This is a genomic window from Pseudomonas sp. B2021 (assembly GCF_018135665.1).
Lineage (GTDB): Bacteria > Pseudomonadota > Gammaproteobacteria > Pseudomonadales > Pseudomonadaceae > Aquipseudomonas > Aquipseudomonas lactis.
In genome coordinates this window covers 5,092,115-5,105,691 of record NZ_SMOF01000001.1, presented here as the reverse complement: position 1 = coordinate 5,105,691, position 13,577 = coordinate 5,092,115, and the positions used below count along the sequence as shown (strand labels likewise).

Here is a 13,577-nt window from a genome sequence, read left to right as displayed (position 1 = left end):
CCCCGCGATGGCGTCCGCACAATCGCTACATTTGCCACGATTAATCCGCTGTTAACCCCTCTCTGTTTTAACCACTGCCTGTGTGTAAACTTGTTGCCATCAGGCACAACCATAATCAGAGAAAGGGAAAAACGGGGATGATTGACGACATGCGTTTAGGCAGGGAGCGGCGCTTTCTGGTGTTGCTGGGCATCATCTGCCTGGCGCTGATTGGCGGGGCGCTGTACATGCAAGTGGTGCTGGGCGAAGCACCGTGCCCGCTGTGCATTCTGCAGCGCTACGCCTTGCTGCTGATTGCGCTCTTCGCGTTCATCGGCGCCGCCATGCGCACCAAGGGCGCGCTGACGTTCTTTGAAGGGTTGGTGGTGCTCAGCGCCTTGGGTGGCGTGGCTGCGGCCGGCCATCACGTGTACACCCAGTTCTTCCCCCAGGTCAGCTGCGGTATCGATGTGCTGCAACCGATCGTCGACGACCTGCCCCTGGCCAAGGTGTTTCCCCTGGGCTTCCAGGTCGACGGCTTCTGCAGCACCCCCTACCCACCGATTCTCGGCCTGTCTCTGGCCCAATGGGCACTGGTGGCATTCGTGCTGACGGCGATCCTGGTGCCCCTATGCATCTATCGCAACCGTCACCCCAAAGCCTGAGTCGCCGAGCCTGCCAAACGCTCCGTTCCTTCTGAATGAAGGCCGGAGCGTTTTTGTTTGTAGGGATTTGTGAAAGCACCGTGACGAGGGGCAACGGAAGGTGCGCGCAGCGTGCGACATGTTGTCACACGGACGCTGTCGCAGGACGTTTCTGACCCGCCAAATCGGCCCTTTAATTTGCACCCGGCGCACAAATTGTGCTGTCAGTTCGTGGTTCGTGCGGAGGCCCGATTTGTGTGCGGCCCCAACCCCTGCTGCCTCTATGAATGCCTTGTTTTATGGGGACTTGGACGGCATCCGCATGCCCTTACAAGCCGTAAGGGAAGTGGCACTGTGCCCAATAACACGGCAATTTTTGTGGTTTTTGTTGAGAATCGAACACGATAAGATCGCGAATCTTTGCAACTTTGGTGAAGGATTGTTGCTGGAATCGATAAAAATTATTTCTTTATAAGACATGGTTTATACATCGCTAGCTAACTACAATCGCCCGCACTGAATGTCCGGTGCTGTTCAATATTTGAGCATTGGAGCGGTCGAGGAGCAGATGGAAGGCTCAATGCGACCCCAGGTTCCGGCAGCCTTTCAACTATCCGCACCAAATGGAATTGGTCTGTAACAAGGCCTTTAGCCACGAAATCGAATAAGAACTCACTGCAGGTCCGTGAAACGTACAGTCATGACGTGTCGGGCAGGCTCTTATTCAATCGAAGAGAAATGCCAACCCTTGGCAGGGTGAAGTGTTGGCGATCAAAACCCAACTGCATTGCGCAAGCTGCTTTAGAGGTCGTGAGATGAGTAAAAACAGGTACCCCCGATTACTAGGCTTTTTGCCGCTGCTTGGCATGATGTTAATGCTGGGAGGCTGCAAGTGGACCTTGCTCGACCCAAAAGGACAGGTCGGTCTGGATGAACGAAACCTGATCATCACCGCTACCCTGCTGATGCTGCTGGTTGTGGTGCCTGTGATCGTGATGACCTTCGCCTTCGCCTGGAAATACCGCGCGTCCAACACCAGCGCGACCTACGCGCCGAAGTGGTCGCACTCCACCAAGATCGAGATCGCGGTGTGGCTGGTTCCGATCCTCATCATCATCGCCCTGGGTTACATCACCTATAAGTCGACCCACGCGCTGGACCCGTACCGTCCGCTGGAGTCCGACGTCAAGCCTGTGAACATCCAAGTGGTCGCGCTGGATTGGAAGTGGCTGTTCATCTACCCGGACCTGGGTATCGCCACTGTCAACGAGATCCGCTTCCCGGAGCACACCCCGCTTAACTTCCGGATCACCTCCGACGCCGTGATGAACTCGTTCTTCATCCCTGCACTGGGTGGCCAGATCTACGCGATGGCAGGCATGCAGACCCGCCTGCACCTGATCGCCAACCAGAAAGCTGAAATGGAAGGCATCTCCGCCAACTACAGCGGCGCTGGCTTCACCGGCATGAAATTCAAAGCGATCTCGACAAGCCAGGAAGATTTCGACGCCTGGGTAGCTGCAGTCAAGGCCGCACCTAAACAGCTTGATCAAGCTGAATACGACGCTCTGACCAAACCGAGCCAGAACAACCCTGTCGCCTTGTACTCCGCGTATGAGCCGGACCTGTTTCAGAAAATCGTCGACAAGTACGAAGGTATGAAGCCAGGCAAGCCGGTCAAGCACGAGAAGAAAGAAGTGGCCGTGGTTGAAGGTTCTGATACGGGCGCGCATTCAACTGCTGGGGCAGAGGAGTAAACGATGTTTGGTAAATTAAGTTGGGACGCGGTCCCATTCCACGAGCCGATCGTAATGGTGACTATCGCCATGATCGCGCTGGGTGGTTTGGCGCTGGTTGCGGGTATCACCTATTTCAAGAAGTGGTCCTACCTGTGGACCGAGTGGTTGACCTCGGTCGACCACAAGAAAATCGGCGTCATGTACGTCATCGTTGCCATGGTCATGCTGCTGCGTGGTTTTGCCGACGCCATCATGATGCGTACCCAGTTGGCCATGGCCACCGAGGGTTCGCCTGGCTACCTGCCACCTGAACACTATGACCAGATCTTCACCGCCCACGGTGTGATCATGATCATCTTCATGGCGATGCCTTTCTTCACCGGCTTGATGAACCTTGCCTTGCCGCTGCAGATTGGTGCGCGTGACGTTGCCTACCCGTTCCTGAACTCCCTGAGCTTCTGGCTGCTGGTGTCCGGCGTGGTGCTGATCAACGTTTCCCTGGGCGTCGGCGAATTCGCCAAGACCGGTTGGGTTGCGTATCCGCCATTGTCGGGGCTGCAATACAGTCCGGGCGTGGGTGTGGACTACTACATCTGGGCGCTACAGTTATCAGGGCTCGGGACGACATTGACGGGGGTCAACTTCCTGGCCACCGTCCTGAAAATGCGCGCCCCTGGCATGAAACTGATGGACATGCCGATCTTCACTTGGACCTGCACCTGGGCAAACGTACTGATCGTGGCTTCGTTCCCGATCCTGGCCGCTACCATGGCGCTGCTGTCGCTTGACCGTTACCTGGATTTCCACATTTTCACCAATGAACTTGGTGGCAATCCAATGATGTACGTGAACCTGTTCTGGGCATGGGGTCACCCTGAGGTGTACATCCTGATCCTGCCAGCGTTCGGTATCTTCTCTGAAGTGATCTCGACCTTTACCGGCAAGCGCCTGTTCGGTCACCACTCGATGGTCTACGCATCGGGCGCGATCTCCGTACTGGGCTTCATGGTGTGGCTGCACCACTTCTTCACCATGGGTTCGGGGGCCAGCGTCAACGCCTTCTTCGGCCTGGCGACGATGCTGATTTCCATCCCGACGGGGGTGAAGCTATTCAACTGGCTGTTCACCATCTACCACGGTCGTCTGCGCATGACCAGCCAGGTCCTGTGGACCCTGGGCTTCATGGTGACCTTCGCCATCGGCGGCATGACCGGCGTACTGCTGGCCATCCCGGGTGCTGACTTCGTGCTGCACAACAGCCTGTTCGTGATCGCCCACTTCCACAACGTGATCATCGGTGGCGCGGTATTCGGCTACATCGCTGGTTTCAGCTTCTACTTCCCGAAAGCGTTCGGCTTCAAGCTGCACGAAGGCTGGGGCAAGGCTGCGTTCTGGTTCTGGATCTCGGGCTTCTTCGTCGCGTTCATGCCGCTCTATGCACTGGGCTTCATGGGCATGACCCGTCGTCTGAACGCCACCACCAACCCTGAGTGGGTACCGTACCTGTACGTTGCCATGTTCGGTGCGGTGATGATCGCTGTGGGTATCGCCTGCCAGCTGATCCAGCTGTACGTCAGCGTGCGTGATCGCAAGCAGAACATGTGCGAATCCGGCGACCCATGGAACGGCCACACCCTGGAATGGTCGACTTCGTCGCCACCACCGTTCTACAACTTCGCCGTGATCCCTACTGCGAACACCATTGATGCGTTCACCGAAGCCAAGGAAGACGGTACTGCGTACCAGAAGCCCAAGCACTACGAACCGATCCACATGCCAAACAACACCGCCACTGGCGTGGTGATGGGTGCGCTGTTGACCGTGTTCGGTTTCGCGATGATCTGGCACATCTGGTGGCTGGCAATCGCGAGCCTGGTGGGCACTATCGGTTACTTCATCATTCACGCTGCCCGTGATGATCAAGGCTACATGGTGCCGGTCGAAACGATCGAACGCATCGAAGCCGAGCAGCACGCTCGCCTGGTAGCCGAGAAGAAGATCCCGGCCAACCGTGTAGAAACCTCGTTGGAACAGGCTTAAACCATGTCGAACTTAGTGACCAATGCTGGACACGCCCATGTCGATGACCATGGGCACGATGACCACCACCACGACTCGGGGCCGATAACCGTCTACGGTTTCTGGCTCTACCTGATGACCGACTGCATCTTGTTTGCGTCGATCTTCGCGGTGTACGCGGTACTGGTAAACAACGTAGCGGGTGGCCCGTCGGGCCACGACATCTTCGAACTGCCTTACGTGCTCGGCGAAACCGCCTTGCTGTTGTTCAGTTCGATCACCTACGGCTTCGCCATGTTGGCCTTCTACAAGGGCAACAAGAAGGGCGTACTGAGCTGGCTGGGCCTGACCTTCCTGTTCGGCCTGGGCTTCATCGGCATGGAGATCAACGAGTTCCACCTGCTGATCTCCGAAGGCTACGGCCCGCACCGTTCCGGTTTCCTGTCGGCGTTCTTCACGCTGGTCGGCACCCACGGTCTGCACGTATCCGCTGGCCTGCTGTGGATGGCGGTGATGATGTATCAGGTCAATAAGCACGGCCTGACCAACACCAACAAGACCCGCCTGAGCTGCCTGAGCCTGTTCTGGCACTTCCTGGACGTGGTCTGGATCTGCGTATTCACCGTCGTTTACTTGATGGGGACTCTGTAATGGCTAATGCACACTCCCATGACAGCCACGATTCGAGCCACGGCAGCGTAAAGTCTTATGCCATCGGCTTCATCCTGTCGGTCATCCTGACCCTGATCCCATTCGGCCTGGTGATGTACCCAACCTTGCCGAAGTCGATCACCTTGATGATCGTCCTGGCGTTCGCGGTGATTCAGGTTCTGGTTCACCTGGTGTACTTCCTGCACCTGGACCGCTCCAAAGAGCAGCGCGAGAACGTGATCGCGTTTGTGTTCGCAGGCCTGGTGATCGTTCTGCTGGTTGGTCTGTCGCTGTGGATCATGTTCAGCATCCACACCTACATGATGGCGAAGTGAGGTAAGACCCGATGTCGCTTAAGCACTTTATCCAAATCACCAAACCGGGGATCATTTTCGGTAACGTGCTTTCTGTGGCGGGCGGTTTCTTCCTGGCCTCCAAGGGACATGTCGATCTGGCCATCTTCCTGGCGGCAATGATCGGTACGTCCCTGGTGGTTGCTTCCGGTTGCGTATTCAACAACTGCATCGACCGTGACATCGACATCAAGATGGAGCGCACCAAGAATCGCGTGCTGGTCCAGGGCCTCATCTCCCTGAAGCTGGCACTGATCTATGCGACCGTCCTGGGTGTTGCCGGTGTGGCCCTGTTGTACAAGGTGGCCAACCCGTTGGCGGCGCTGTTTGCCGTGATCGGTTTTGTCATCTACGTCGGTCTCTACAGCCTGTACCTCAAGCGCAAGTCGGTTCACGGCACGCTGGTGGGCAGTCTGTCGGGGGCGATGCCGCCGGTGATTGGTTATGTGGCTGTGACCAATAGCTTCGACATGGCCGCGCTGACGCTGCTGGTGATGTTCAGCCTGTGGCAGATGCCGCACTCCTACGCCATCGCGATTTTCCGCTTCAATGACTACCTGGCTGCGTCGATTCCGGTATTGCCGGTCAAGCGTGGCATCCAGGTGGCCAAGAAACACATCCTGCTCTACATCCTGGCCTTCCTCGTGGCGACCTTGATGTTGACCTTCAGTGGCTACGCCGGCATGAGCTACCTCGCCGTCGCCGCCGCCATGGGCATGTACTGGTTGTACATGGCCTGGACCGGCTACAAGGCGGTGGATGACACCGTCTGGGCGCGCAAGCTGTTCGTGTTCTCGATCTTCACCATCACCGCGCTCAGCGTGATGATGTCCCTGGATTTCCAAGTGCCGAAAGAGCTGTTGCTGACCTACGCTCACTGAGTGGTCTTGCAGTAAAAAAGCCCCGCCTTCGAAAGTCGCGCGGGGTTTTTTATTGAGCGCTGCGTTATCGTTGACGTTTTTCGCGAGCGAGCGCGCTCCTACCTCCCAATTCTACAAATGCAGGAAGCAATGCAATGAGTAAAAAAGCCGTAATGGTCTTCAGTGGCGGGCAGGATTCGACCACCTGCCTGATCCAGGCCCTGCCGCTGTATGACGAAGTGCACTGCATTACCTTTGATTACGGCCAGCGCCATGTGGCAGAAATCGAAGTGGCCCAGAAATTGGCCAAGCAGTTGGGTGCCACTGTGCACAAAGTGATGGATGTGTCCCTGCTCAATGAGCTGGCAATCAGCAGCCTTACCCGTGACAACATTCCGGTGCCGACCGTGAACAGCTCGGGTGAAAGCCTGCCGAGCACCTTTGTGCCGGGGCGCAACATCCTGTTCCTGACCCTGGCTGCGATCTACGCCTACCAAGTCAAGGCCGAGACCGTCATCACCGGCGTGTGCGAAACCGACTTCTCTGGCTACCCCGATTGCCGGGATGAGTTTGTCAAAGCGCTGAACCAGGCCCTCAAGCTGGGCATGGAATACGACGTGCGCCTGGACACGCCGTTGATGTGGCTGAACAAGGCCGAGACCTGGGCCCTGGCCGATTACCACGGCCAACTGGAGCTGGTGCGCGAGCAGACGCTGACCTGCTACAACGGCATCATCGGTACCGGCTGCGGTGAGTGTGATGCGTGCAACCTGCGCGCTCGGGGCTTGAATGACTACCTGCAGAACAAGACACCTGTCATGCAGAGCCTCAAGCACAAGTTGCAACTCAAATAACCCTTGTAGGAGCGAGCTTGCTCGCGAAAAACCTGAGAGCGCCGCGTTCCACCAGATGCGCTGCGTGATCGTTGACGTTCTTCGCGAGCAAGCTCGCTCCTACAGGATTATTGATAGCGTTTGAACAATGAGCGTGCGCCATAGGCAGGCAGGATGTTGAAGAACGCAAAGCCGACTTTGATCGCGATTTGCACGTAAATCATGCTGAGGATATCGCTGGTCTGCATCGCGCCGTAGAAGGCAATGAAGCAGAACAGGAAGCTGTCGATAATCACCGCGAAGAACGTACTGAGGAATATCCGCAAGTACAGGTACCTGGAGTTAGTCAGCTCCTTGATCTTGCACAGCAGGTAGGAGTTTATATTCTCCGACACCAGAAACGACACCGAAGAGGCCACCAGCACCGACGACACTTGCAGGATCACGTCGGTATAAGGCCCATCCAGCTTCCAGCCCGGCAGCCCCGGCAGGAACGTCGAGCCATACAGCAGGATGATAATCATCGCGTTGCTGGCAAATGCAAACAGAATGGCCCGCCTGGCCAGGCGCAAGCCGAAATTCTCGTTGAGCAAGTCCACGATCAAAAAGGTCAGCGGGTACAGGAACGTGCCCGGCGTGACGATGATGCCCAACGACTCCAGGTAAATCGGCTTGGTCGCGGCAATGCTGGTGAAGATATAGAAGGTGAACAGCAGCAAGTTCAGGATGATGTAGATCATCCAGGAGTTTTCATTGCGGTCGTTTATCTCGTAAGCGGTCAGTGCTCCGCCTTGGGAATAGAACTTCTTGTACAGGTTCTTGATTTCCATCTTGTTGAAGTTGTCCATCATTTCACTGCTGAGCACTTCACTCAGCTTGATCTTGAGGACCTTGCCCGTGGCGATCACCATGATCACCGCCAGGCGCTTGTCGTTTTCAAAGCCCAGCAACTTGTATTTGCTGTTTTCAACGGCGCCCTCAGACGTTGTCATTGAAGCGCTCCTCAAGGATGTCGCCGATGACACACAAACGCTCTGAGTTCCCACAGGGTTCGAGGGTGATGAACAGCTTCTTGGTGGCGCGGTCGTACACCAGCTTTTCTTTATCGTCGCTCGACGAGCCTTTCTGCACGATCAGCAAGTCCCCCGGTTCATTGAGGCCCGGAATTCCGTGCTCAAGGCGCACGCCGATCAAATTGCAGGCGCTGCCGAAGTAGTACGTCAGCGGGTGCAGCGTGGCCAGTTCACCGATGCGCTTGCCCAGGTTCTGCATGAGCAGGCTTTCCTTGAGCACAGGTACTGCTGCCGGGTTCTTGTTACCCAGCGGGGAAACATTGCTCTCGATGACTTCCTTGGCCTCAAAACTGATGGTCTCGATTTCTTCGTAGGAGACGCCAAAGAAGTCCGAGATCTTGCGAATCGTCGACTGCTGTACGTTAACGACCTTGCCTTCCAGGATGTTGTAGATGGTGGTCCTGGTCAGGCCGGCAGCACTGCTTAACGAAAGCTGGGTTTCGCCACGACTCTTGATCAAGTACTTGATGTTGCTCTTCAAGTGCTCGGTTTTTTCCCGTCTGTGTATCAAGTGCTCACCACTTCCATTTAGTCATCAGTCCATGCCGGCAGAACCCAATGTTGCGGGTTTGGCGGCAGTGAAAGTGTTGCATGCGCCCGCTATAACAATAAAGTACTGAGTGCAGGGATACGCCTTGGTGGTAAATCAGGCAACGGCTTTCTCGTCATACTCTTCTGAACGGCCCGCGCGAATCCCTCGCGCCTCTACAAGGAGTAGCCATCATGGTGCGTGTCAGTCGTCGATCCCTTCTCGCCCTGGGCGCGGCCCTGCCTGTGATGGGGCAGCTCAATTGGGCCCTCGCCAGCCCGGCGCCGACGAAATCTGACAAGGTGCTGCTCAATTACAACGAAAGCCCCTACGGCCCTTCAGACGCGGCTCGCCAGGCGATGCAGCGTGCGATTGCAGCCTCCGGGCGTTACCCTTACCCGGACATGTATGCATTGGCCGCGCTGTTCGCCCAACAACAGGGCATAGCCGAAGACAACGTCGGAGTGTTTGCCGGCTCGATGGCCGCCCTGCGCTACGCGGTGCTGGCGTTCACCAGCCAGACCCGCGGCCTGGTGATGGCCACGCCGTCCTACGAAGTACCGCGCCAGGCGGCCGAGTCGATCAAGGCGCCGGTGCAAGAAGTGAACCTCGACGCCCAGCATGCCCACGATGTGCCTGCCATGCTCGCGGCGGACCCACAGGCCGGCATGCTGTACCTGTGCAACCCCAACAACCCGACCGGTACGCTCACCTCGACCGAGGCCATCCGCCAGGCCCTGGCGCACAAACCCAAGGGCAGCGTGCTGGTAGTGGACGAGGCTTATATCGACTTCTGTGACGCCCCCAGTTGCGTGAGCTGGGTCAACGACCATGACGACCTGCTGGTGCTGCGCACGTTCTCCAAGATCTACGGCATGGCCGGTGCGCGCCTGGGCCTGGCAATCGGCCACCCGGCGCTGCTGGAGCGGTTGGCGGTGTTCGGTGGCGACAACGTCCCGGCCGGCGCCAGCTTGCTGGCCGCCCGTGCCAGCCTGGAAGATTCGCAGCTGGTGGGCCAACGCAAAGCGCGAAATGCCAGGTTGCGCGATGAGACGATCGCCTGGCTCAAGGGCCGGGGCTTTACCTGCACCGCTTCCCACAGCAATTGCTTCATGATCGACGTGAAGCGCCCGGCAGAGCGGGTGATCGAGCGGCTGGCAGCACAGAATGTGCTGGTGGGGCGGGTATGGAAGGACTGGCCGCAGTGGGTACGGGTGACCGTGGGCAACCCGCAGGAGATGCAGCGCTTTCGCGAGGCGTTCGCGGCGCAAGTCTAGCCCCTGTGTTTGTCATCCGCTGCCTGGACAGACAAGCCAGGCATGCTTCATGCTCGACCGGGTCGAATGCTCAAGGAAGATACCCGTGCGACCTAATGGCCAACCCGATAAGAAATCGCCCATGCTGCCCGAGGATATGCGCCGCTTGCTCGATGCCGAGCTGAGCCGCCGTGGCCTGGGGCACTTTGAGGTCTACCAGTGTGGGCCGTCGATGGACCAAGCGCAGATTGTGTCCAATTACCCAGAAGCCATGGAGCCTTCCGACACGGCCGACGATTTCTACCGGCGTGGCGAGCTGGTTTCATTGACCCGCACCCGGATCAAACCGTTTTTCTGGAGTGATGAACACCTGCTGGCCGTGGCCGATGAGGCGGTGCCGGTGCCGGGCCCCTACAAACCCGTTGGCGAGGGCGCCAGTTTTATCGTGCATGGCAATCGCGGTTTCTACTCGGTGCTCAATCTGTGCAGCTTCGGCGAGGACCAGCAATTTCGCGAGACCGTGCTGGCCCATCAAAGTGAACTGCAGATGCTGTTGGTCTCGATGTACGACGAGGCCCTGGAAGAGCACGCCGCGCCGGTCGCGCAACAGACGGTGCTGACCCCACGGGAAACCGAAGTATTGTCCTGGGTGAGCCTGGGCAAGACCTACAACGAAGTGGCGCTCCTGACCTCGATGACCTCCCATACGGTCAAGTTTCATATGAAGAATATCTTCGGCAAATTGCAGGTCACCAACGGCAAGTCAGCCATCGGCAAGGCCCTGCAATTGGGCTATATCCGTCACCCGGCCTGAGGCCGCAATCACCGCCTACCTGTCCAAATGGGTAGCTTGTTCGCCGCACAGTGCTGCATTAGGTTGCCCAGCTATGGAGTTTGGCGCCGGACACACCGGCGCCGCCATTGAGAAAGGACATCCGGATGAGCCGCTCTGTAGCTTTGCTCCACGCCTGTGCCAGCGTGTTGCGCTGATGGGCACTTTTCACGCCTTGCGCGGCCTTAATGCGCGGTTGCAAGCACTGTTCATGATCACGCTGGTGTTCCGCATGGGCACTCTGGCGTTTCCTTTCTACGCGGCGTACCTGATTCATCAACACGCGATATCGGCGGGCACGGCTGGCCTGTTGGTCGGCGTGTACGGCGCGGGCGCCCTGTGTACCGACCTGGTCATCGGCGCCGTGATCAAGCGGTTTTCGGCCAACCGGGTCATCCTCGGTTCGTTGGTGTTCAACGCGGTGTTGCTGCTGGTCATTCCCTCGGTGGAAAACCTGCTCGCGCTGTTCCTGTTGTCGTTTCTCTGGGGCGCTTGTTACGAAGCCTTCACACCGGCCGCGTTCTCCGAGACGGTGGCTCACAGCAGCCTTGAGTCGCGCAAGGTGGCGTTTTCCTGCAACCGGCTGGCGATCAACATAGGCATGGCCATCGGGCCGTTGCTGGGTAGCTTGATCTTTCTGCGCAATGCCGACGCGGTGTTCTACATCAATGCCGTGTTGTCCTTGCTGGCCTTCGCCGCATGCCTGCGGTTCGGACGGCCCCGGCCAGCCACCCAAGACGCGCCCTTCGCTGGCAAGGGCGAGGGCTTGCCCGAGGTGGCGGCTCATGAGCGTTCGCGACTGCTGGTGATCCTGTTGGCGGCGCTGCCGGTGCACGTGGCATACGCACTGCCGCCGACTTTTCTGTCGGCGTACATCATCAACTACACCCAATTGCCGGCCTATTACGTGGGCATCATTTTCTTTATCAATGCTTTGCTGGTGATTGTGTTTGAAGTGCCGATCAACCTGCGCATGGCGCACTTGTCGAGCAGCCGCTCGCTGATCATCGGCTTCTTGCTGGCAGGCAGCGGTTTCTTCTTGATGGGCTTTGGTCAGGTCGGCGCGCTGTTGATGCTTGCTACGGTGTTGTGGAGCCTGGGCGAGATGATTGTGTTCCCCGCGATCACCCACTATGTCAGCAGCATTTCCAGCCACGACAGCGTGGGCCGCAACCTTGGCTACTACTCGGCAGGCGTCAACATCGGCGTGATGATCGCGCCATCGTTGGCGTTCATGTTACTGGCCCGGCCCACCTTGCCGTCACCGTGGCTGCTGACAGGCTGCGTGTTGGTGCTGTTGGCCATCGCCGTGGGGATGATGAAAAGCTCGGCGATGTTGTGGAACAAATCGGCGTAGACGGCAACCGGCGCTGCGCCTTGCACGCGCGCCGGGTTGCGTCAGCTACTTACTGGGCGGCGATGGCGTAGCCGTCAAAGGCGCTTTGCTGTTGCAGCGCGGTCACGATGCTCTTGCGCGTGACCGGCTGCTCGGCACCGCTGTTGTCGATGAAGGTTTCGCTCGCAAGCTCCGCCTCGCTGCCTTCGCCCACAAAGGTGAAGCCCAGGAATTCCAGCGCCTCGCGGTCCACATTGAGCTTGGAGCGCGGGGTGCGCAGCGGCAGGGTGACGCTGATGCCATCTTTGCTGATCACAAACACTTCGTTGTCTTTCTTGGCGCGTGCAGCTTTGCCCTTGCCGGCGCTCGGGTTGCTGATGGCCTGGTGCGACTGGTTAAGCACCTTGAGGGCCAGGCCGTAGACCAGTTCCTGAAACTCTGGGTCGTCCTTGAAACTGGATAAGATGCGGCTGATCGAGAACTGGCTGCTCAGGTGTTCCAGGGCGGCGTTGTCTGCGGCTTCGGCGTCTTTCAATTGCTTGAGCTGGCCCATCAGCTCATAGGCTTTGTCATCATCGAAGGCATCGTGGGCCTGGCGGATGGCAACGCGCAGCTCGCGGATCTGGTCGCTTTCCTTGGAGGTGTGAAACGCGTCCAGCACCATCTCGCTGATGATCTTGGCGGCCGGCACATGCTGTGAAAGATTGATGGCGTTTTCGTATTCGGCTTTGGCGTGCAGGGCGACTACGGATTCTTCGGCGGATTTTTCGGTGTAGGAATCAGGCATTAAAATTTCACTGCGTAGTATGCGGAGAGACAAAAAAACGTCGGGCATTTTCAGCGGGTGGGGGGATCAGGTCAAGGTTGGCTCGGGCGTCAGAACAATTTCAGTAGTGGTAGCGGCACATCAATATTTGTACTTCATCATCCTCGATGCCATAAACCAGACGATGCTCCGCGGTGATTCGCCGAGACCAGAAACCACTCAGATTATGTTTGAGAGGTTCAGGCTTTCCCACGCCGTCGAAGGGGGCTCTCTGTATGGCCTTGATCAAGAGGTTGATGCGCTTGAGCCCGGCTTTGTCGTTCTGTTGAAACCAGAGGTAGTCGTCCCAGCCTTCAGGGGTAAAGAGTATGTTCATTCTTCAATCAACCGCCTTGGCTTGGCTTTGCCTGCTCGTAAGCTGTTGACTGAGTTAATGAGACGTTCGGCATTTTTAGGTGAGCGCAGCAGGTAAGCCGTCTCTTCCAGAGCATTGAACTCTGATAACGAGATCATCACCACGGGCTCGCCTTTTTGTCGAGTCAGTAGAAGTGGGACGTGATCATCGTTGACGCGGTCCATCGTTTCGGACAGATGGGCTCGGGCATTGGTGTAGTTGATAGTTTCCATGGGAACTCCTTGTTGGGTGGGTTTAACGTACAGAAATACGTACATATCCACAACGGGAATCTTATCAACGGTCATCCACC

Annotated in this window: 15 protein-coding genes; 10 read left to right on the top strand and 5 right to left on the bottom strand. The window is 57.5% G+C overall.

What is annotated here, in order from left to right:
- The first annotated feature begins 137 nt into the window (after nt 1-137).
- The 7 genes from E1K68_RS23000 to queC all read left to right on the top strand — a co-directional run bounded on the left by E1K68_RS23000 (nt 138) and on the right by queC (nt 7,099).
- A complete protein-coding gene (locus E1K68_RS23000) occupies nt 138-644 on the top strand; it encodes a disulfide bond formation protein B (protein ID WP_003194055.1) in 507 nt (168 codons plus the stop codon).
- A gap of 794 nt (nt 645-1,438) precedes the next feature.
- On the top strand, nt 1,439-2,380 hold the full coding sequence (gene cyoA, locus E1K68_RS22995; protein WP_003194054.1) for a ubiquinol oxidase subunit II: 942 nt from the start codon (nt 1,439-1,441) through the stop codon (nt 2,378-2,380).
- 3 nt (nt 2,381-2,383) lie between these two features.
- Complete coding sequence (gene cyoB, locus E1K68_RS22990; protein WP_003194053.1) at nt 2,384-4,402, top strand: cytochrome o ubiquinol oxidase subunit I; 2,019 nt, start codon at nt 2,384-2,386, stop codon at nt 4,400-4,402.
- 3 nt (nt 4,403-4,405) lie between these two features.
- Nucleotides 4,406-5,032 (top strand): cytochrome o ubiquinol oxidase subunit III, encoded by a 627-nt coding sequence (locus tag E1K68_RS22985; RefSeq protein WP_003194052.1) that lies wholly within the window; start codon nt 4,406-4,408, stop codon nt 5,030-5,032.
- Nucleotides 5,032-5,367, top strand: coding sequence for a cytochrome o ubiquinol oxidase subunit IV (gene cyoD, locus E1K68_RS22980; RefSeq protein ID WP_003194051.1), 336 nt, complete (start codon nt 5,032-5,034; stop codon nt 5,365-5,367). The genes E1K68_RS22985 and cyoD overlap by 1 nt, the downstream gene beginning before the upstream one ends.
- 11 nt (nt 5,368-5,378) lie before the next feature.
- Nucleotides 5,379-6,266 carry a heme o synthase gene (cyoE, locus tag E1K68_RS22975; RefSeq protein WP_003194050.1) on the top strand — a complete coding sequence of 296 codons (888 nt, stop codon included), beginning with the start codon at nt 5,379-5,381 and terminating at the stop codon, nt 6,264-6,266.
- Between the two features lie 134 nt (nt 6,267-6,400).
- Entirely contained in the window at nt 6,401-7,099 is a 699-nt protein-coding gene (gene queC, locus E1K68_RS22970; RefSeq protein ID WP_044268318.1) for a 7-cyano-7-deazaguanine synthase QueC, read from the top strand.
- 107 nt (nt 7,100-7,206) lie between these two features.
- On the opposite strand, the gene E1K68_RS22965 is transcribed toward queC, so the two are convergent.
- Together E1K68_RS22965 and E1K68_RS22960 are read right to left on the bottom strand one after the other, a co-directional pair.
- The gene (locus tag E1K68_RS22965) at nt 7,207-8,070 is read right to left on the bottom strand and encodes a queuosine precursor transporter (protein WP_003194048.1); all 864 of its coding nucleotides are present in this window, start codon (nt 8,068-8,070) and stop codon (nt 7,207-7,209) included.
- The gene (locus E1K68_RS22960) at nt 8,057-8,662 is read right to left on the bottom strand and encodes a helix-turn-helix transcriptional regulator (RefSeq protein ID WP_003194047.1); all 606 of its coding nucleotides are present in this window, start codon (nt 8,660-8,662) and stop codon (nt 8,057-8,059) included. The genes E1K68_RS22965 and E1K68_RS22960 overlap by 14 nt, the downstream gene beginning before the upstream one ends.
- 212 nt (nt 8,663-8,874) lie before the next feature.
- Between E1K68_RS22960 and E1K68_RS22955 the strand changes: the two genes are divergently transcribed.
- The 3 genes from E1K68_RS22955 to E1K68_RS22945 all read left to right on the top strand — a co-directional run bounded on the left by E1K68_RS22955 (nt 8,875) and on the right by E1K68_RS22945 (nt 12,125).
- A complete protein-coding gene (locus E1K68_RS22955) occupies nt 8,875-9,957 on the top strand; it encodes a pyridoxal phosphate-dependent aminotransferase (protein WP_003194046.1) in 1,083 nt (360 codons plus the stop codon).
- 121 nt (nt 9,958-10,078) lie between these two features.
- Nucleotides 10,079-10,750 (top strand): LuxR C-terminal-related transcriptional regulator, encoded by a 672-nt coding sequence (locus E1K68_RS22950; protein WP_186354260.1) that lies wholly within the window; start codon nt 10,079-10,081, stop codon nt 10,748-10,750.
- Between the two features lie 175 nt (nt 10,751-10,925).
- A complete protein-coding gene (locus E1K68_RS22945) occupies nt 10,926-12,125 on the top strand; it encodes an MFS transporter (protein WP_003194044.1) in 1,200 nt (399 codons plus the stop codon).
- 49 nt (nt 12,126-12,174) lie between these two features.
- Here E1K68_RS22945 and E1K68_RS22940 read toward each other — a convergent pair whose 3' ends face one another.
- The 3 genes from E1K68_RS22940 to E1K68_RS22930 form a co-directional block, all read right to left on the bottom strand.
- On the bottom strand, nt 12,175-12,891 hold the full coding sequence (locus E1K68_RS22940) for a hypothetical protein (RefSeq protein ID WP_003194043.1): 717 nt from the start codon (nt 12,889-12,891) through the stop codon (nt 12,175-12,177).
- A 100-nt stretch (nt 12,892-12,991) separates the two neighbouring features.
- The gene (locus tag E1K68_RS22935; protein ID WP_057710526.1) at nt 12,992-13,246 is read right to left on the bottom strand and encodes a Txe/YoeB family addiction module toxin; all 255 of its coding nucleotides are present in this window, start codon (nt 13,244-13,246) and stop codon (nt 12,992-12,994) included.
- Complete coding sequence (locus E1K68_RS22930) at nt 13,243-13,497, bottom strand: type II toxin-antitoxin system prevent-host-death family antitoxin (RefSeq protein ID WP_003194039.1); 255 nt, start codon at nt 13,495-13,497, stop codon at nt 13,243-13,245. Before E1K68_RS22930 ends, E1K68_RS22935 begins: the two co-directional genes overlap by 4 nt.
- Nucleotides 13,498-13,577 lie beyond the last annotated feature (80 nt).

Excerpts from the sequence above, each read along its gene's own strand:
- E1K68_RS23000 (WP_003194055.1), top strand. The coding sequence starts at position 138 with ATGATTGACGACATGCGTTTAGGCAGGGAGCGGCGCTTTCTGGTGTTG.
- cyoA (WP_003194054.1), top strand. The coding sequence starts at position 1,439 with ATGAGTAAAAACAGGTACCCCCGATTACTAGGCTTTTTGCCGCTGCTT.
- cyoB (WP_003194053.1), top strand. The coding sequence starts at position 2,384 with ATGTTTGGTAAATTAAGTTGGGACGCGGTCCCATTCCACGAGCCGATC.
- E1K68_RS22985 (WP_003194052.1), top strand. The coding sequence starts at position 4,406 with ATGTCGAACTTAGTGACCAATGCTGGACACGCCCATGTCGATGACCAT.
- cyoD (WP_003194051.1), top strand. The coding sequence starts at position 5,032 with ATGGCTAATGCACACTCCCATGACAGCCACGATTCGAGCCACGGCAGC.
- cyoE (WP_003194050.1), top strand. The coding sequence starts at position 5,379 with ATGTCGCTTAAGCACTTTATCCAAATCACCAAACCGGGGATCATTTTC.
- queC (WP_044268318.1), top strand. The coding sequence starts at position 6,401 with ATGAGTAAAAAAGCCGTAATGGTCTTCAGTGGCGGGCAGGATTCGACC.
- E1K68_RS22965 (WP_003194048.1), bottom strand. The coding sequence starts at position 8,070 with ATGACAACGTCTGAGGGCGCCGTTGAAAACAGCAAATACAAGTTGCTG.
- E1K68_RS22955 (WP_003194046.1), top strand. The coding sequence starts at position 8,875 with ATGGTGCGTGTCAGTCGTCGATCCCTTCTCGCCCTGGGCGCGGCCCTG.
- E1K68_RS22950 (WP_186354260.1), top strand. The coding sequence starts at position 10,079 with ATGCTGCCCGAGGATATGCGCCGCTTGCTCGATGCCGAGCTGAGCCGC.
- E1K68_RS22945 (WP_003194044.1), top strand. The coding sequence starts at position 10,926 with ATGGGCACTTTTCACGCCTTGCGCGGCCTTAATGCGCGGTTGCAAGCA.
- E1K68_RS22940 (WP_003194043.1), bottom strand. The coding sequence starts at position 12,891 with ATGCCTGATTCCTACACCGAAAAATCCGCCGAAGAATCCGTAGTCGCC.
- E1K68_RS22935 (WP_057710526.1), bottom strand. The coding sequence starts at position 13,246 with ATGAACATACTCTTTACCCCTGAAGGCTGGGACGACTACCTCTGGTTT.
- E1K68_RS22930 (WP_003194039.1), bottom strand. The coding sequence starts at position 13,497 with ATGGAAACTATCAACTACACCAATGCCCGAGCCCATCTGTCCGAAACG.